This is a genomic window from Anabaena catenula FACHB-362 (assembly GCF_014698735.1).
In the GTDB taxonomy this organism is placed as follows: domain Bacteria; phylum Cyanobacteriota; class Cyanobacteriia; order Cyanobacteriales; family Nostocaceae; genus Anabaena; species Anabaena variabilis_A.
Genome location: NZ_JACJTQ010000017.1, coordinates 102,708 through 120,770, shown reverse-complemented (window position 1 = coordinate 120,770; position 18,063 = coordinate 102,708). Strand labels below are relative to the sequence as shown.

Below are 18,063 nucleotides of genomic sequence, written 5' to 3'. Positions count from 1 at the left end.
TTACAGCCAAATCCCAAGATAGTCACTCATAGCAGATGACTTAGCATGGAAGCATAAGTGAGTAATTGGTAGTAATTGTTAGTTTTTTAGCTACTGTTAATTAACCCCAAGCTGAATATCCCAGGATTGACAATAGATCAATTGAGATCTATCTACACAGGCAAGATCAATAATTGGAATCAAGTCGGTGGTCCCAATCTGACTATCAAGCCATTTTCACGCCGTATTAGTGATGGCGGTACAGTTGAACTTTTTTTCCAAGACATTTTGGGTGGTCAAGCTTTCAGTCCCCAAGTCGAGTTTGTCTCTACGACCACCCAAGCCTTAAAAAAGCTGGCTGATAGTCCTGGTGGCATCTATTACGCTTCTGCCCCAGAGGTTGTTCCTCAATGTTCCATTAAACCCTTGCCTTTGGGGCGAACGCCAGGGCGATACATTGCTCCTTACCAAGAACCATTTATGTTCCCTAATGAATGTCCTAATAAGCGGAACAAATTGAACATCAAGGCCTTTCAATCAGGAGAATACCCGATTACCCGAAATCTGTTTGTGGTGGTTAAACAGAACGGTCAGAACGAGGAGCAAGCAGGCTTTGCTTATGCCAATTTACTTTTAACAGAGCAGGGACAGGAACTAATTACCCAGGCTGGGTTTGTTAAAATCCGCTGACTCCTGCTAGTTATGGCTTTGAAAATAGCAGATACCAACTTATATGCTCAGAATGTGGCTTCTAACTGTGCTTTAGTTGGCTCTATTGATCGACTCTGCTGGCAAGCAAATCAAATTATCCCCTTGGGTAAGGATTAGGCCGCGTTGACGCAATTTACCCATCAAGCGGGTGACTGTGACACGAGTTGAACCAATCGCGCTCCCAATTTGGGCATGGGTGAGGGGGAAGGGTAGGCAATAACCACGAATTACGTCGGGATCAGTTTCGCTCATTGCTGGCTCTCCGTATTCCTCAATTAACAAGGTGAGAAATCCTAAGAGCCGGTCAATTGTGCGCCGTTGTCCCAAGGCACTTAACCACAAGAGTTTGCGCTGGTGTTGATATCTAAACGCATCCATGACTTCACGGCGGAAGTGAGGCCAGTTATCTAAATCATGCCAATACATCCATAACACCGCAGTTTGGTCAACGTGGGCATAAGACTGGAGTGTAAAGGGCGATTGAGCAACGATTTCAAATGGTTGCCCTGCTCCCACAAAACCCAAAAAGGCTTCTTCTGGGGTTCTGTTGATACGTCGAGATGTTAGTTGACTGGCAGTCGCACTGACTTGGGCTGTTCCTACCATGCGGATTGCCCCTCTTTGCACTAAATAGAGCAATCCAGGTCTAGCTGGAATACGCTCATCTTTGCTGAAGGTGCGGCAGCGGTAGTGTTCTTGGGCCCAATCAAGAATGCGTTGCCAAGTTAAGAAAGGCCGTGATGCCTCGGAAAATGAAGATTGAGATTGCATAGGTAACAAAGAGCGTTCGGCTGAAGACAAAGACGTAATAAAAAGGTGCAAGGAGTGTCTTTGTGTTAACAGGGTAGGCTCAACGCCTAACAGCGTCAGCCATCTAAAGTGTAGAAAGCATATTTGCTATCTACTCTTCTGTTATACTTCTTACTGTACAATGAAGGTAGTAAAGTTTACTCATTATTCATCGAATATTCATGAAATTTTATCCTACTCTCATTTTTCTTTACCTAGAGTTAACTTCTATCTAAAGGTGGATGGAACAGGATAAAATGGTCGTATCCACAAAAGTTTCCCAAAGATCTACGTGCATCAACGGCTACTTTTTAAGAAGTATACATCAATTAAACATTTAGTCCATATCCATTTCATGAATTTTCTAAGTGATTATACTAATCATAGGGAAATTCTATGCATAGAAGATGGAAAAATCCCTCTATATCAAGGTAGAGATGATGAAAAGATTTTGTATATTTCCAGTTTAGCTTTACGGCTATCAAGGCCTCATAATTCACAAGCTATGGAAATTGCCAGCGAAATGGCTGCTTATTTATCAGCTCACTGTGGCGAAATTTTCAAAGTTAAAATAGTTCCCCCTGCTTGGATTTATGTAGAACTTACTCATCTTACCTTAGCAGATTGGTTGCACAGTATTACAGTTGAAAATACTGAATTAAAAAGTATAGAAAATAATTGCTCAATCATCAATACTAATTTATTAGTATTTACTATTCAATATAGCCATGCACGGTGCTGTTCGTTATTACGATTAGCTCACCGAGAGAGATTGATTGAACTTGTCGATAATAGCTTGAATTTTCGGGATTTCCAGTCCGCGCAATCCATACCGTGGCTTGATGATGATCAAAAATTGCGTCTCAATCAACCAGATGAAGTTCGTCTGATTCAACAATTGTTAAAATTGGTAGATGATTTGGTATATCCTGATGCTGGTAGTTCTGTTAACTGGGGAAAAGCAGGGTTAAAGTTGAGCCAAGCTTTTGATAATTTCTGGTGTAATTGCCGGATTTGGGGTGAAGTGAACATTAATTCCTGGGAATTAGCCCAAGCTAGACTGGGATTGTTGATAGCTACTCAGTTGGTGTTAAGGTCTGTGTTAGAGACAAAATTGGGGGCTTTTGCACCTCCAGAGTTATAAATTTGATTAATTCTACTCAAAGCCAAATAAAAATTTTGATTAGGGATATTGACTCAATAAATCTCCTCGGTTATAGTAGCAGGTGTGTGAGGAGCGAACCAAAGAAGACACCGAGACGAAACACGGCCAGTCGTCGGTGTCTTTTTTGATGTTTAAAGTAGAAACTTTTCCATTGCTACAGCTGCTCCATCTGCTTCTACATTAGGAGCTACCCAATTAGCGATCGCTTGGACTGGTGGTGGTGCGTCACCCATAGCGACACCAATTCCAGCATATTCAAGCATTTCCACATCATTGAAATTATCGCCAATAGTCATCACATTATCTCTTTCTAATCCCAGCAGTTCTTCTGCAAGGTAGCGCACAGCAGTTCCTTTATTAACAAAGGGGTTGGCTGCTTCCAAAAAAGTGGCAACAGATGTGGTTAAATATAGCTCTGTGGGTGTGTATTGAAGGCGTAAATTCCCCAAAAGTTCGTTGATAATATTTACATCGTCACACAACGCTAAAACCTTGGTCGGTTCATCAGTTAAAACTTGACGCAAATCACCCACGGGTATGGGGGTGACACCGCAGCGTACCGCATAACTTTCTGTTTCTCTAGTAATTTCCCGCACATAAAGTTTGTCATTAACGTAGAAATGGACAGAAAGTAAAGAACGCAATGGCGGCTGTTCAAAGTAATCTAGTAATTGCTGGGTAATTTCCCTAGAAACAGGTAAATGACGATGAATTTTTTGGTTACTTGGTTCTTGAATCCAAGCACCTTGATAAGCTGCTAATGGTAGGGTAGATTGAATTTCTTGATGAAACCGCAAAGCTGAACAGTACATTCTCCCCGTAGCTATGGCTACCTGAATGCCTTTTGCTTGCACCGCTGCGATCGCTTGCTTTACAGTTTTACTCAAGTGATTAGAATGTCCAGCAATTGTACCATCTATATCTAATACTAGTAATTTAATTTGTTTTCCTACTTCAGCTAGATTGCTAGTTGATAGTAAATCGGTGGTAGATGCTTTGTGCATAAATTCCCCAGCATTGAAGTTCCAATAAGAGATTAACAGGCTCATCTGGGAATTGGGGAGTAATGGGAAGAATTGTATAATTTTAACTTAGTGAAGTATATGAATACTATAGTATTTGTTTATTTAAAAAAATATAGTTAAGACTTTTTTTAATGATTTTTCTCGTATCTATACTGAAAAAATATATTTATCCAATGTGTTTTTCAAGTATAAATACAGATGAGGCTTAGGCTGTTGAGGCATTAAAAGCTTGTTAGGTTTCAGTTTTTAACACTAGACAAATTTAAAGAATCAGTAAAGCCTAGTATACAAGTATAGACACGGTTATTGAGATAGTTATATAAACAAGAAAGCGATAACAGCGCAGCGAACTGTGTTGTCAACTCAATCCCAACAATTTTTACATAGAAAAAGTAAATACCATGAAAGCTCAAAACATACTTATATCAGCTGGTTTAGTAGTTACTTCAGTCGCAGCAATGGCTGCTTCTGCTCAAGCGGCAAGTTTTACCACAAATTTTACCCCCAATAATCCTGACCCTAAAGCTGATATCTGGCTACAGTCAGTTACACAGAATGGTAAGACAATCAGCAATTTTTCCTTAGTTCAAAGTGCTGATATAATTTACAACACACCTAAATCTATTGGAATCCAGAACAGTGGTGCAGGTAGTACGGATAAAGGTGATAATGCTTCTGGTCCTTCTGCAACTAATGAAGACCCAACAGGGGCTGAAATGGCTGCATTCTTAGGTAACAAAAACTTAAATAACATCATTGACACTGAAGATAATGGTACATTTAACATTAATGTATTCTTCGATAGCTTAATCAAAGAAGATAACTCAGGATTAGATAGCTTGTACTTCTGGGAACGGGGTATGAATAGTAGGTTGGAAATTCAAGCTATAGATGCTGCTGGTAATTTAATCGGTAATTCTTTACAATTATTTGCTAGTCAACAAAACTCTGCTGGCTTCAGTATTGACACCAAAGAAATTGATGGTTCTCAAGCAGTAGGTTCTTGGGGAGTCACCTTAGCGCAGTTAGGAGTCACAGAGTTAAAAGGTTTGAAATTAACAGCTAATTCCAGTTTCAATGGTCCTGATTTCAAAGTCATTGCTAGAAAAACTACTCCTGAACCTGGTGCAATGATTGGTTTAGGTGCAGTAGCTGCACTATCTTTTCTCCGTCGTCAGTCGAAGCAAAGTTATTTTTGGAAGTCTGCTAAGTAATATTGTTCTAAAGTAGCCTTAGGAATGTTTGTGAATTATCAATTTGTAGACAGTTAGCAGTAGCATGATTCAAAATATCTTGTCATAGCCTACTATTGCTATAAAAATTAGACATCTGGTGAAAATTAAATGTGCGTTTCCTAGAACCTTTGTAGAGACGTTCCACGGAACGTCTCTACATCCTTTTCCGGAGATGTCTATTATACAACCAAAAAGCGGAAGTAATCAACCATCAGCTTCTTACCTAATTATTTAAGAGTGGTCGGATATTCAATCAACTCTTAAAATAGGATATGTCCAAACATTCGGTTAACCAGTTGATTTCAGATTCACCAACTACAACTAGTCCCACCATCATCCTTGTAGATGGACATTCCCTAGCTTTTCGTTCCTACTTTGCTTTTGCTAAAGGTAAAAACGGAGGACTACGTACAAAAGCAGGTATTCCCACTAGTGTATGTTTTGGCTTTCTTAAATGCCTGTTGGAAGTAATAACAACACAACAGCCTCAAGCTATTGCCGTAGCATTTGATTTAAAGTTGCCAACTTTTCGCCATGAAGCGGATAATACTTATAAAGCAGGACGTGCAGAAACACCAGAAGATTTCATTCCCGACTTAGCAAACCTACAGGAGTTGCTAAATGGTTTTAATTTACCAGTTTTAACTGCTCCAGGTTATGAAGCGGATGATATTTTGGGAACTCTGGCACAAAAAGCTGCTGCTGTTGGGTATCGGGTGAAAATTTTATCAGGAGATAAAGATTTATTTCAACTAATAGATGCGGATAAGGGAATTACTGTTTTAAATTTTAGTCCAGAAGCATTAAAACGTTCTACAAATAGTATTACTGAATTTAGAGCAGAACAAGTTCAAGAAAAATTAGGCATATTACCTACGCAAATTGTTGATTTCAAAGCTCTTTGTGGTGATAAATCAGATAATATTCCTGGGGTAAAAGGAATTGGCGAAAAGACAGCCGTAAAACTGCTCAATACTTATAATTCTCTTGATAATGTTTATGATTCATTAACCGAACTCCAAGGTACGATTAAGGAAAAATTGATTAATGGGAAAGAAAATGCTTTTCATTCTCGTTACTTAGCGCAAATAATTGTTGATGTTCCTATAGAAGTTGATTTAGAAGATTGTAAATTAACAGGATTTAATAGCAGCGTTCTCACACCAATTTTAGAGAAATTAGAATTTAATAATTTTTTAGATAAAATCAACGAACTCCAACTTAAATTTGGTGGACAAGTTGAATCAACTCCCAAAGCAGATAAACCGGAAATAAAAAATATTGATGAAGATCATGATTTGTGGTTTTTTAGTGCTGCTGATACAACAGAAGCAAAAAAACAAACCGCTTCCCCAATTCAACCACACATCATTAATACCGAAGCTAAATTAATTGAGTTGGTGAACCTATTAAAAACATTCACTAATCCAGAAATACCTGTTGCTTGGGATACAGAAACCACCGCATTAGAACCAAGAGACGCGGATTTAGTAGGAATTGGTTGCTGTTGGGGAAAAGAACCTGATGAAGTAGCTTATATCCCTTTGAATCATAAATATGGATATAGTTTAAGTCAAGATTTGGTATTAGAAGCATTACGTCCAATTTTAGAAAGTGCTGATTATCCTAAATCATTACAAAACGCTAAATTTGATCGCTTAATTTTCAAGTGTCAGGGAATTAATTTGGCAGGAGTGGTGTTTGATACCATGCTGGCAAGTTACTTGATAAATCCTGATAGTAGCCATAATTTAAGTGATTTATCACAGCGATATTTAGGATTAATAGCAACAAGTTATCTTGATTTAGTTCCGAAAGGTAAAACCATTGCTGATATAGATATTCCTGCTGTCGCTGATTATTGCGGAATGGATGTTTATTCTACATTTGGGTTAGTCCCAAAATTGCGAGAAGAACTAGAAAAAACTCCAGCTTTATCTAAACTTTTAAAAGAGGTTGAACAACCCCTAGAAGCAGTTTTAGCGGAAATGGAATATACAGGAGTAAGAATTAATTCAGATTATCTCCAAGAACTTTCCCAGCAATTAGAAACAGAATTAGCAAAATTAGAAATAACAGCAACTGAAATTGCTGGGGAAAAATTTAATTTAGGTTCTCCCAAACAAATGAGCCACATTTTATTTGAGAAGTTGGGATTAAGTACTAAATATTCTCGGAAGATTCAAACTGGTTATTCTACAGACGCAGCGACTTTGGAAAAACTCCAAGAAGTTGATGAAAGTGGTTTTGTTGATGCGATTCAGGAATATCGGACTTTATCAAAATTAAAATCTACCTATGTGGATGCTTTACCAGTATTAGTACATCCAAAAAGTCAACGCTTACATACAGATTTTAACCAAGCTGCAACTTCAACTGGTAGGTTATCTTCTTCTAATCCCAATTTGCAAAATATCCCGATTCGTACCGCTTTTAGCAGACAAATTCGCAAAGCGTTTTTACCTGAATCAGGTTGGTTAATGGTAGCTGCTGATTATTCACAAATTGAATTAAGAATTTTAGCTCATTTGAGCCAAGAACCGATCTTACTACAAGCATATCAGCAAAATGAAGATATTCATACTGTCACAGCAAAATTAGTCTTTGAAAAAGAAGAAGTAACTTCAGAAGAACGCCGTTTTGCGAAGACAATTAATTTTGGTGTAATTTATGGGATGGGTTCTCTCAAATTTGCCCGCTCAACTGGTGTAGATAAAGCTAATGCAAATGAATTTATTAAGCGATTTAATGAAAGATATCCTCAAGTATTTAAATATTTGGAAGGAGTTAAAAAACAAGCTATTTCTCAAGGTTATGTCGAAACTATTTTAGGAAGAAGGCGTTATTTTGATTTTACTAGTAATAGTTTACGAGATTTAAAAAATAGGAATATAGAAGATATTGATTTGAGTAAATTGAAAAACTTAGGTGCGTATGATGCGGGGTTATTACGCTCGGCTGCGAATGCACCAATTCAAGGTTCTAGTGCTGATATTATCAAAATTGCTATGGTGCAATTACATGAAGTTTTAAAGGATTATCAAGCACGGTTGTTGTTACAAGTGCATGATGAATTGGTTTTTGAAGTTCCTCCTCAAGAGTGGGAAGAATTGCAACTACAAATTAAGTCGGTGATGGAAAATGCTGTGAGTTTAAGTGTGCCATTATTAGTAGATGTGCGTGCGGGTGAGAATTGGATGGAAACCAAGTAATACAGAAAAGTAAGGAGCTAATTTAGCAATATTCCTATAAGTATTAGCGGTTTTAATTACGTGTCGCTTAATTGTTATTTTACGGGAGTGCAAATAAAACAAAAAATTATATATTTTGAATGACCGTTAAATAATTTACATGGAACTGGCATGATATATATAGGTGTTTAAGTAGCAATCAAAAAAGCTGTTTGTTAATGTGTCATTTTTGAATAATTTCCACAAAAACAGTTTATTTGCAGACAAGTTGGCTACTACATCACCCCTAGCTTTGTTGTTTAAAAATTATTGGGGTGTATATGACAACAACCAATCTTTCCACACCATTGTCTTGTCCAACATTGTTTGAAGCAGACGGTAATGCAACTCAGCAATACTTACAAGCAATGGAACGTTTATTATTAGTAGTTCAAGACCTTTCTCTGGCTCGTAGTTTAGAAAGGATTATGGAAATTGTGCGGGTAGCTGCACGAGAATTAATGGCATCAGATGGAGCCACTTTCGTACTTCGAGACAACGGTTGTTGTTACTATGCTGACGAGGATGCTATTGCTCCACTCTGGAAAGGTCAGCGATTTCCTATGAATATTTGTATTGGCGGCTGGGCAATGTTTAACCGTCAACCTGCGATTATTGAAGATGTAAGTGTTGATGAGCGTGTTCCTTATGTCGCATATCAACCAACATTTGTAAAAAGTATGGTTATGGTTCCTATCCGCACTCAAGAACCAATCGGAGCTATCGGGACTTACTGGGCAACTCTCCATCAACCTACCTTACAAGAAGTCAAGGTGTTACAAGCTTTGGCAGATGTAACATCCGTAGCAATTGAGAATGTAGAAGTTTATTCAGAATTAGAACAGCGAGTAAAAGACCGTACTATTGCTTTAGAACAAGAAATTGAAGAACGGAAAGCAGCTGAAGCACAAGTGCGTCGTCTTTCTCTAACTGATGAGTTGACAGGGTTATACAATCGACGGGGATTTTTTGTAGTAGCGGAACAACAACTAAAATTAGCCCAACGCACTCAAATTCCTACCTGCCTAATGTTCATTGATTTAGATGGACTCAAACAAATTAATGATCAATTAGGACATGAAATGGGTGATGCTGCTATAGTGGCATCTGCTAACTTAATCAACCAAACTTTTCGTCAATCTGATACTTTGGGGAGATTAGGTGGTGATGAATTTGTGGTTTTACTGCAAGGTAACGACCCCAGTGTAGAGGTAATTATAGGGCGACTAAAATCTTCTATTGATGAGTATAATCAGTCTGGTAATAAGCTGTTTGTTGTATCAATGAGTACAGGAGTGGTGAATTATGACCCTAGCCAACCAGTTTCTCTAGATCATCTAATTACATTGGCAGACGAACTGATGTATCAACAAAAACGTGCTAAGAAAAAGGAAAGAATTAGCTTAATTTAATTGGGATATTTTTACCTGGAATAGGCAGCAAATATGCTGGTTATTTACTAATCAACATCTATAGATCGTAGATAGAAAAGTTTGTACTTCATTTTTCCTTCTGGAATAATAGGTGATATTTCCTTAACTTCTCTATTTATGCCTATCTACGGTGCTGATGCGATTAATTTTGAGGGTGTAAATGGTCATCGCTATTGGTTTCATGAACCATATGCTTACACTGGGATAGCGGATATTGATGAAAGACTAAGTGGTTTTCCCGTGGCGGTGTTTCTTCCCAGTCATCGACCTGTAAAAGATACACCGTTAGTAATTGGTTTACAAGGGATGTGTGCGCCATATCGCTGGAATAATTTTATCGTCCCTACGTTGACACAGATGGGTATTGCTGTCGCTTTATTTGATACGCCCTTTGCAGGTGAACGCAGTTTGGTCAGAACATTTACAGCAATAGTAGAAAATGAAATTAAGCCTTTAGTTGATCGGGGTATTCCATTTGATACGGAACTATTATCAAAAATATTTCAGCAAACTGCGGTAGATATTACCAGCATCCATCAATTTTGTCAGGAAAAATACGGTCTTAGTAGCCGTTTGGGGTTGTTTGGGGTGAGTATGGGGGTTTTATTTAGTGCCTATGCTTTTAATGCTCATGGGATTGGGGAAAGATTATTAGGTACAATTGGTCACGCTAACCTTCAAGCTTTTGCTAGTAGTTGGGGTTATTCGATTTTGCCAGATTTAGCTGCTTCTCCTTTGGGAACATTAGCAGAAAATATTTTGGCACGAGTGCAACCACAATTAAAACCTGTGGTGCAGATGCTCAAATTAGCGAAAGATTTAAAATACCCTGATAAATATGCTCAAATCTGCAACCCCATGACTTATGTTGAGCAAGTGAAATTACCGCGTCGGGTGAGATTTTTGGTAGGTGCAAATGACCCGATTGTTAATGTAAAAAATGCTCAAGCTTGCGCTAGATGTTTCCCTGATGGTGATTGTTATGTAGTTCCAGGATTAGGACATGGAAACAGAAAATGGGGTCTGACATTTGTTGATCATGTCCGTTACTTTCTGGGTACGCAGTTAGGTGATTGGTAGTTATGGAAGACGGCAAAATTTGCGATCGCTATCCTGTTCAGGATATTGCCAAGAATATGCAAAATGGCTGACTCCTTTAATTTGAGGGGCGAATTGGCGTAAAGCTGCCATCTGTGCTTCCAAGGATGGACGATTACTAATAGATTCTCCCCATTTACCAGCTAAAGCTGGAATTATCTGCGTACCTGGTTGTGCCACACTCAAAACTCGCTGTACTTGTTCTGCAATACAACTAGCATTAGCATTACCACAATTTGCATAAGCCATAGGATGCCATTCTAAAGAAGGAGAAAAACGATCCCAAGGTTGCAAACGGGAATCATAACCTTTTCCTACAGCTTGATTACCATCTGGAAAAAACACTGCCCCGGAGGGAATGCGTTGCTGCTGCCCTAGGGAACTAGCTAAGGCGACAAAATCCAGGATACCTTGCATTGCATGGGCTACAGCCAACTGCCATAGCTCTGTTTGTAAAAGTTGTTGTCTGTTGGTTGGTGATGAGAGCGACTTGTCAGCTGTTGGGGGATTGCGTCCTTGCCAAAGAGGTTCACTTTCTTGGGGATAAAGTTTATCAACTTGATTTATGTCTCCTGTGGTGACATATCCCTTACTTAAAAAGCGCCGCATTAATTCTAACCCTTTGGAGTTTAAAGCTCTACGGAAAAAGGCTTCTTGGGTTGCGGGCGTGAATAACCACAAATCGGAAACTTTAGTAGCAATAGAGTCACTTCCTGCTTGTCGAGGATAGCGTACATAGTCAAATAACAAGCCATCTGGCCGACGACGCACAACTTCTTGTACCATGCGGTAGTAATCGGTTTTTGCTTGGGTGTTATAGGGGTCGATAAATACTTGAGAGGCGTTATCTACAACAGCTAAACTGGTTTGTCCTTTACCATTACGAGCGATCGCTTCTTTTCTACTGGGAATCTGTCCGTAAGTATAGCCAAAGTTGACCGTAAACATCCAAGCATAAACCTTCAAACCCCGTTCTTGCCCTTTTTTAATCCCTGCGGCTAATAAATCCACCTTTTCTGTGCCACGGGTGCGAACTACAGCAGGCCAAACTGTGGGATTAGCGGCTGCTGGTAATAGTACCTGTCCGTCATAAAATGCTTCTAAATAAACTTGGTTATAGCCACGGCTAACAATCCGATCCATAATCTGATCAATTGCTCCCGGCTGTGTATCACAGGGATATAAACGCAACCAGATGGCTTGGGTTTGAGGCCAATTACGACTCCGACAATTCTGTAATTCTTGTGCGTGTTGTTTTAGCAGCTTTTGGTAGCTGTTTTGGCTATCTCGATTACCTTTGAGTGCTGATAAACGTAGCTTTTCTTTTTCTTGGATTGCTTTTGGTGATAGCTGACAAGACTGTAGCACTACTTGCGCTCTTGCTGTTTGGTTCCCCAAGTTAGGAAGTAACAAACTACTACTAAAAAGGACAGCGAACAAACTGCGCCAAAATAATATTGGTCTTGTAAAGTTCAAGAAACAGTTAGACATATTTACCAGTAGATTGACAAAACAGTTATCGACCCCCATTAATGAAATATACAATTAATGAGAAGACGATTACAATTGACAAGCAAAAGAAACTATTAGAAAAAGTGTTAAATGTGTCAGAGAAAGTCTTAACAGAACTCTTGATACCTTTAAGATTATCATTGATATCTTGAAGACTCTTATTGATGTCACTAAGATTCTGCTCAATTGGATTTGGTTCTTTTTTTACATCATCATTTGGCTTGTTCATTGAACTTAGCTGCTACTTCCTCTGACTAATACTAAATATTATTTCATATCACCCCCATTGATGACAACTTAAAAGCTACTAAATATTGTCAATACCTCAGTTAGTCAGATTTGGCGAAAATAAATATCCATTTTAAAAAAGATTCAACAACCTTTCTTCTGTTCTAGCTTTTTATTTCTTGCAATATAAATCTTGCACTATAAATTAGGAAAGTTTGATTCAAAAGTCAAAATTTAAACCCCAGATAGATTTATCTACATTAGGAATCAAGTAAGCAAGAGTCAAAAATGCAAAGTCAAAACTTGGAACTTTGAATTTTTGGCTCTTGACAATAAAATAACTGATGGTTAGCTACCACGCTTAAGTGCTGTTTCTACAAGATCAAACTCCTTGACTAGGCGACTTTTGAGCTTTTGAGGGATGGGACGATTAGGGTAAGAACTGTAATGGCCAGCTAAAGCGTTGAGGGCTGTTCGCATGGTTGTAAAAGAGCTAAGAGTGGAGACAGAATTAGCCCGCTGATAACGAGCAGAAAAGTCATTAATTTTTTGACGTGCTTCCGCTTGGAGTTCTGCTTTATTTGGGGAATCTGGTGATAAATCTATGGCTTGTCTCAAGGTGTTGACTACAGCCAAGGTATCTTGACGATAATCCCCAGTTAAACTATCTGGACTACCAGAACAGCCCATTAAACCAATGGTGACAACCAAAACCAGTGCAAGCAGACGCGACCAATAACGCTTCATATGCATTAAGTAAAAGAATATGTAAATCAACGTCCATCCTATCTTGGATTGGGATCATTGAAGAAGACACAGGGACACGGGGACGCGGGGACACGGAGATATGGGAAAAGAAGACACGGGGATAGGGGGAAAGAGGGACACGGGGACAATCTCTCCGCGTCCTCTTCTTCCCCCTCACCGCGTCACCGCGTCACCGCGTCTCCCCATCACCTGTCACCTATTTTGCGATACAAGGTGTCCCGTTGTTGGTAAGGTCTTTCTAGGGATGAGATCGCACTTTGCAAGGTTTCTACTTCCATACAAGTACCACCTACAGCCCCTGCCATTGTGGTAATGTGTTCTTCCATCAATGTGCCACCGATATCGTTACAACCCCAATTTAAAGCTTCTGTCGCACCAGCTAAACCCAATTTGACCCAACTAGGTTGATGGTTAGGTATGCAATTTCCTAAATAAATTCGCGCTACAGCAGTTAATAACAGTGCATCAGCTAAAACTGGTTGATCTCTTCCCACACGACGACGTAAGGATTTAGGCGCTTCTTGTCCCACGAATGGTAAGACAATGAATTCCGTAATTTTAGCTGGGTATTCTTGCTCAATAGCATTTTGTTGGAGCGATCGCAATTTATCTAAATGTCCAATTTGCTGTTCTGGGGTTTCAATATGCCCAGATAACATGGTACTAGTCGTATTTACACCTAATTTATGCGCCGTACTGACTATTTCTAACCAAGTAGCCGTATCAATTTTTTCTGGACATAGTACCCTTCGCACCTCATCATCTAACACCTCAGCAGCTGTTCCTGGCATAGAACCTACACCAGCATCCCGCAAAGCTGTAATTACCTCTGCATAGGAAATTCCATCTAATCTGGCGATAAACTGGACTTCTTGGGGAGAAAATGCGTGTAAATGCAGTTGAGGAAACTCTTGCTTAATAGTTTCTACCAACTTGAGGTAATAAGGCAAAGATTTACCGTTGATTTGCGCTTGTGGGTGCAATCCCCCTTGCATACAAATTTCTGTTGCTCCTCGACGCACCGCATCTGTAGATTTTTCCAAAATCTGCGCCCAATTTAACCAAAAAGCATCAGTATCACCCTCATCCCGACGGAATGCACAAAAACTACAATGCTGCTCACAGATGTTGGTAAAGTTAATATTCCGGTTAATTACGTAGGTAACTGTGTCACCTACTTGGGTTTGACGGAGTTTGTCAGCGGTAGCCTGAATAGCACTTACAGTCTCTGGCTCAGTCTGTTTTAACAACACAGCACCTTCAATAGGTGATATATCATACCCTAATAAAGCACGGTCAAGAATAGCATCAAAAGTTATATTAGCCACAGTTCATCAAACGTAAACTACTTATTTAATTTTCGCAATAAATTAAAAGTTGCAACTTGTGATGTTATATTATTGACAAGCCATTGCATTTCAGTCTGCCTTGTGAAATAAATACTATTTACGTTTTATCATAATGCATTTCCTATCTTGACAGATAATCGCCAATTTATCTGCTTTTAGATTCGCTTGAATTTTATGTATCCAATTGAATAGATATCGACAATAATCATTTTTTATGAATTTATGAATAAATTGAAAGCAAACACACCATTATTGATCATCTTATCTGGTGTAATTTTTTCCCTATACCTGCTATCACAAATTCCTGATGAAATTTACTTTAGTGGTGATGGTGGACTGAAAGCATTGTTAGCTAAACAACTTAGTTCGGGCAAACTCCGTTTTGATTTAGATTTAGTAGCACCACAATGGGTACATAATCTATGGGATAGCGGACTTTATCCCTTTGAAGCCCCATTTAGTTATAAGATATCCAATCTTTACTATATTACATTTCCGTTTACATTTCCACTAGTAACTGCCCCGTTTTATGCCATGTTCGGTTTTAGAGGTTTTTATATAATTCCTTTAATTTCTACATGGATAATTTGGTTGAGTTTTTATAAATTATGTCAATGTATTAAACTAGATAACCTGATTATAACCATCGGATTGATCACTCTGATATTCGCTTCCCCACTGACTATGTATAGTGCTATGTATTGGGAACATACACTAGCAGTATGTTTAGCCTTTAATGGCTTAGTAATTCTCTTAAGTAAAGGAGAACAAGATTTTTCAAACAAAGATGCCATAAATAGTGGCATATTAATTGGTTTATCAGTTTGGTTTAGACCAGAATTTTTAGCATTAGTAGCTATTTTGATGATGCTAGTAATTGCCTCATATAAAATTAAACTCGATTTCATCACTCTTATTAAAAATCGACAAATAACATTTATTGTTAGTTTGATAATAACGATATTATGTTTCTTTGCTTTAAATAAAATTATTTATAATCATCCATTGGGCGCTCATGCTTTTCAAGTAGTAGAAAATTTTTCTCTACAGACAAGACTATTAAAAGCTTTTAAATTTTTAAATGTACTTAAAAAGGAGTTGCTCTATTATTTCCCTGTAATATATTTTGCTATAGCAATTTTTATTATTTCCTTATTTAAAAACACTATTACTTTAACCTCCCAAGTTAGAAAAATATTATTCATATCAATTTTATTTATTTGTCTAGTACCAATACTTATTCCTAGTGATGGAGGTAAGCAATGGGGCCCAAGATTTTTATTAATCCTCATACCATTACTTAATATAATAGCCATATCTGGTTTGAGCATAACTCTAAAAATTAAAAAATTTGGACTCAGATATATTAGCGGTGGAATTTTTGTAACTCTATTTATAGTTGGACTTAACCTCAACACATTTACAGGTACTATCAATTCTTATCAAAAAGATAAAATAGTCAATCTTGATGTCCTTGCTTTTTTGCGTCAAGATAGTAATAAAGTTGTAGCTGTAGCTAACCAGTATGTTGGCCAAAGTTTTGAAGCCATGTTTAACCAAAAAATATTTTTTCTCACAAAAAAACCTGATGATGTGAGTAAATTAGGTTTAGCATTGCATGAACAAGGTTATCAAAAATTTATTTATATATGCCCTGCTTATGACAAATGCTTTTCAAATTCCAGAATACCTGAAACATTGCCCTTATTGGCAAGCCCAAAAAACTTAATGATTCAGCTAAAAAATATCAAAGAAAATAAAAAATACAGAATCCAAGAAGCAAGCATTATTGAAAATAAAAACTAGGAAATTCTGAAAATTTCAGCAAAGAAAGTATATTTTGAAAATGAAACCAAATTTAGCAAATTCTAACATCAACAAGTTTTTTTCTATAGAAAAAATAGCACTGATTGTGATTACCATAGCTGTCGTGCTAAGAATCATCAATCTAGGAAGTAGAGAATTTTGGTACGATGAAGTTTTATCATTATTGCTATCTACCAGTAAAAATGGTATTTATAAAACTCCTGGAGATGCACCAGTCGTATTAGCAGAATATACATCCTTATTGCGGTTACCCGTTGAGGCAAGTTTACGGGACTTTTTCCTAACTATTGAGAGTTTAATTAGGAGTTTATTAGGTGGAGAACCTCATCCACCATTATTCTTTTTGAGTCAGCATTTTTGGCTGCGTCTTTTTGGCAATAAGGAAGCATCTGTGCGGAGTTTAAACACATTGTTTAGCATTGCCGCTATGGGTGGGGCTTATGGTTTAGGAAAGCTGGTTTTAGGACATCGTGGAGGACTATTTTTTGCAGCAATGCTGGGAATAAGTCCATTTTATTTATTCCATTCCCTAAATATGCGGATGTATGCGCCCCTGGTATTATGGGTAGTTTTAAGTACATGGGCGTTACTGTATTTAATTGAACAACAAAATTCACCAATTAGCCAAAATCGTCGTAGTCAATTGCTATGGAATGGACTTTTAATTATCTCCATTGCTGCGGGTTTGATGACTTTTTATTTATATGCCTATTGGCTGATAGTTTTAGGAGTATTGGTACTTTATTTAGATAGAAGAAATTGGTGGCAACATGGCTTACGATTAGGTGCTGGAGTTTTATTAACTATGCCCTGGGTTTTGTGGGGTACTATTAAACAACTCCGCAACGCTGATTTAGATCGTTTTGGTAAAGCTAAATCCACATTACCTCCTTTGTTGAGACATTTACAAGATTTTACTAACACTTTGGGAACGGACATACTCATAGGAGACTGGGCAAGTAGTTTAGATCCAATCGTGATTACTATAGCTGGTTGTGTAGTTATTTTGTTATTTTTAGCCTGTAGTATTCACTTGTGGCGACAAGGTGAGGAAAAGAACTTAACTGTAGCTTTGATATTAGGAATTCTCCCGTTATTACTAGCCTTAGCTGTAGATATCGCTACTAAAAAGTTTACATTGGGGTTTGGCTTTGGAAGAACAATGATCATTATTCTCCCTGGCTGTTTATTATTAATAGCTTTGTGGGTAGAAAAAGCAGTTGCCAAACAATGGCAAACTCCTGTAGCAGCGGGTTTATTGCTGGTATATCTGACTATTAGTGTTGGTGATTTTAGTCTGCGGACACGCTCTGTTTTTCGCTCTGTTTCTGAATTAATTGCCCAAGACTTAAATCAGCCAACTTTAATTGCTATGAACTCCAAAGCTTGGGGTCATGTAATGCGTGTGGCTTATTATATTCCCTCTTCTTACCCTGTGATGCTGCTATCGCAAACACCATTAGGACTAGCTACTTCTTTAGAAACAATTCTCAAAGAAGAACCAGCCAAATATTCTCGTGTTGTGTGGTTAGATAGTGGCAATCCTCTCTGGTCTAAATTAAAAACAGAAGCAGAAGTAGAAATACAAAAACAAAAAATTGAACAAGTTTTATCAAGCAAATTTAAGTTAGAAAATACTCGCAATCTTTCTGGAACAATGCCTTTGGATGATTTTACTGCCAAGCTTTACACACTATCTCCTAAAACTTAAAAT

At 37.9% G+C, this 18,063-nt stretch carries 12 protein-coding genes and 1 pseudogene; 8 read left to right on the top strand and 5 right to left on the bottom strand.

Annotated elements, in window-relative coordinates:
• Positions 1–99 precede the first annotated feature (99 nt).
• Positions 100–669: pseudogene (locus H6G68_RS13070) on the top strand (substrate-binding domain-containing protein); the annotation flags it as partial.
• Positions 670–741: 72 nt separating this feature from the next.
• Here H6G68_RS13070 and H6G68_RS13065 read toward each other — a convergent pair.
• Positions 742–1,500, bottom strand: a complete 759-nt coding sequence (locus tag H6G68_RS13065; RefSeq protein ID WP_127054735.1) for a Crp/Fnr family transcriptional regulator — start codon at positions 1,498–1,500, stop codon at positions 742–744.
• A 334-nt stretch (positions 1,501–1,834) separates the two neighbouring features.
• On the opposite strand from H6G68_RS13065, the gene H6G68_RS13060 reads away from it, so the two are divergent.
• Entirely contained in the window at positions 1,835–2,623 is a 789-nt protein-coding gene (locus H6G68_RS13060) for a DALR anticodon-binding domain-containing protein (protein WP_190907039.1), read from the top strand.
• Between the two features lie 152 nt (positions 2,624–2,775).
• Here H6G68_RS13060 and H6G68_RS13055 read toward each other — a convergent pair whose 3' ends face one another.
• Entirely contained in the window at positions 2,776–3,648 is an 873-nt protein-coding gene (locus tag H6G68_RS13055; protein ID WP_190907038.1) for a Cof-type HAD-IIB family hydrolase, read from the bottom strand.
• A gap of 422 nt (positions 3,649–4,070) precedes the next feature.
• Between H6G68_RS13055 and H6G68_RS13050 the strand changes: the two genes are divergently transcribed.
• The 4 genes from H6G68_RS13050 (at position 4,071) to H6G68_RS13035 (ending at position 10,647) form a co-directional block, all read left to right on the top strand.
• A complete protein-coding gene (locus H6G68_RS13050; RefSeq protein ID WP_190907037.1) occupies positions 4,071–4,883 on the top strand; it encodes an exosortase-dependent surface protein XDP2 in 813 nt (270 codons plus the stop codon).
• 293 nt (positions 4,884–5,176) lie between these two features.
• Positions 5,177–8,116 (top strand): DNA polymerase I, encoded by a 2,940-nt coding sequence (gene polA, locus H6G68_RS13045; protein WP_190907036.1) that lies wholly within the window; start codon positions 5,177–5,179, stop codon positions 8,114–8,116.
• 299 nt (positions 8,117–8,415) lie between these two features.
• Entirely contained in the window at positions 8,416–9,546 is a 1,131-nt protein-coding gene (locus tag H6G68_RS13040; protein WP_190907035.1) for a sensor domain-containing diguanylate cyclase, read from the top strand.
• A gap of 138 nt (positions 9,547–9,684) precedes the next feature.
• Positions 9,685–10,647 carry an alpha/beta hydrolase family protein gene (locus H6G68_RS13035; protein ID WP_190907034.1) on the top strand — a complete coding sequence of 321 codons (963 nt, stop codon included), beginning with the start codon at positions 9,685–9,687 and terminating at the stop codon, positions 10,645–10,647.
• Here H6G68_RS13035 and H6G68_RS13030 read toward each other — a convergent pair whose 3' ends face one another.
• From H6G68_RS13030 to cofH, 3 genes are all read right to left on the bottom strand, one after another.
• Entirely contained in the window at positions 10,648–12,156 is a 1,509-nt protein-coding gene (locus H6G68_RS13030) for a family 10 glycosylhydrolase (RefSeq protein ID WP_190907033.1), read from the bottom strand.
• 597 nt (positions 12,157–12,753) lie between these two features.
• Positions 12,754–13,152 (bottom strand): photosystem II protein Psb27, encoded by a 399-nt coding sequence (gene psb27 / locus H6G68_RS13025; RefSeq protein ID WP_127054713.1) that lies wholly within the window; start codon positions 13,150–13,152, stop codon positions 12,754–12,756.
• Between the two features lie 206 nt (positions 13,153–13,358).
• The gene (gene cofH / locus H6G68_RS13020; RefSeq protein ID WP_190907032.1) at positions 13,359–14,501 is read right to left on the bottom strand and encodes a 7,8-didemethyl-8-hydroxy-5-deazariboflavin synthase subunit CofH; all 1,143 of its coding nucleotides are present in this window, start codon (positions 14,499–14,501) and stop codon (positions 13,359–13,361) included.
• A 243-nt stretch (positions 14,502–14,744) separates the two neighbouring features.
• Between cofH and H6G68_RS13015 the strand changes: the two genes are divergently transcribed.
• Both H6G68_RS13015 and H6G68_RS13010 read left to right on the top strand, forming a co-directional pair.
• A complete protein-coding gene (locus H6G68_RS13015) occupies positions 14,745–16,328 on the top strand; it encodes an LA_3751/LA_3752 family putative glycosyltransferase (protein WP_190907031.1) in 1,584 nt (527 codons plus the stop codon).
• Positions 16,329–16,368: 40 nt separating this feature from the next.
• Entirely contained in the window at positions 16,369–18,060 is a 1,692-nt protein-coding gene (locus tag H6G68_RS13010) for a glycosyltransferase family 39 protein (RefSeq protein ID WP_190907030.1), read from the top strand.
• The last annotated feature ends 3 nt before the right edge of the window (positions 18,061–18,063 follow it).

Excerpts from the sequence above, each read along its gene's own strand:
- H6G68_RS13060 (WP_190907039.1), top strand. The coding sequence starts at position 1,835 with ATGAATTTTCTAAGTGATTATACTAATCATAGGGAAATTCTATGCATA.
- H6G68_RS13055 (WP_190907038.1), bottom strand. The coding sequence starts at position 3,648 with ATGCACAAAGCATCTACCACCGATTTACTATCAACTAGCAATCTAGCT.
- H6G68_RS13050 (WP_190907037.1), top strand. The coding sequence starts at position 4,071 with ATGAAAGCTCAAAACATACTTATATCAGCTGGTTTAGTAGTTACTTCA.
- polA (WP_190907036.1), top strand. The coding sequence starts at position 5,177 with ATGTCCAAACATTCGGTTAACCAGTTGATTTCAGATTCACCAACTACA.
- H6G68_RS13040 (WP_190907035.1), top strand. The coding sequence starts at position 8,416 with ATGACAACAACCAATCTTTCCACACCATTGTCTTGTCCAACATTGTTT.
- H6G68_RS13035 (WP_190907034.1), top strand. The coding sequence starts at position 9,685 with ATGCCTATCTACGGTGCTGATGCGATTAATTTTGAGGGTGTAAATGGT.
- H6G68_RS13030 (WP_190907033.1), bottom strand. The coding sequence starts at position 12,156 with ATGTCTAACTGTTTCTTGAACTTTACAAGACCAATATTATTTTGGCGC.
- psb27 (WP_127054713.1), bottom strand. The coding sequence starts at position 13,152 with ATGAAGCGTTATTGGTCGCGTCTGCTTGCACTGGTTTTGGTTGTCACC.
- H6G68_RS13015 (WP_190907031.1), top strand. The coding sequence starts at position 14,745 with ATGAATAAATTGAAAGCAAACACACCATTATTGATCATCTTATCTGGT.
- H6G68_RS13010 (WP_190907030.1), top strand. The coding sequence starts at position 16,369 with ATGAAACCAAATTTAGCAAATTCTAACATCAACAAGTTTTTTTCTATA.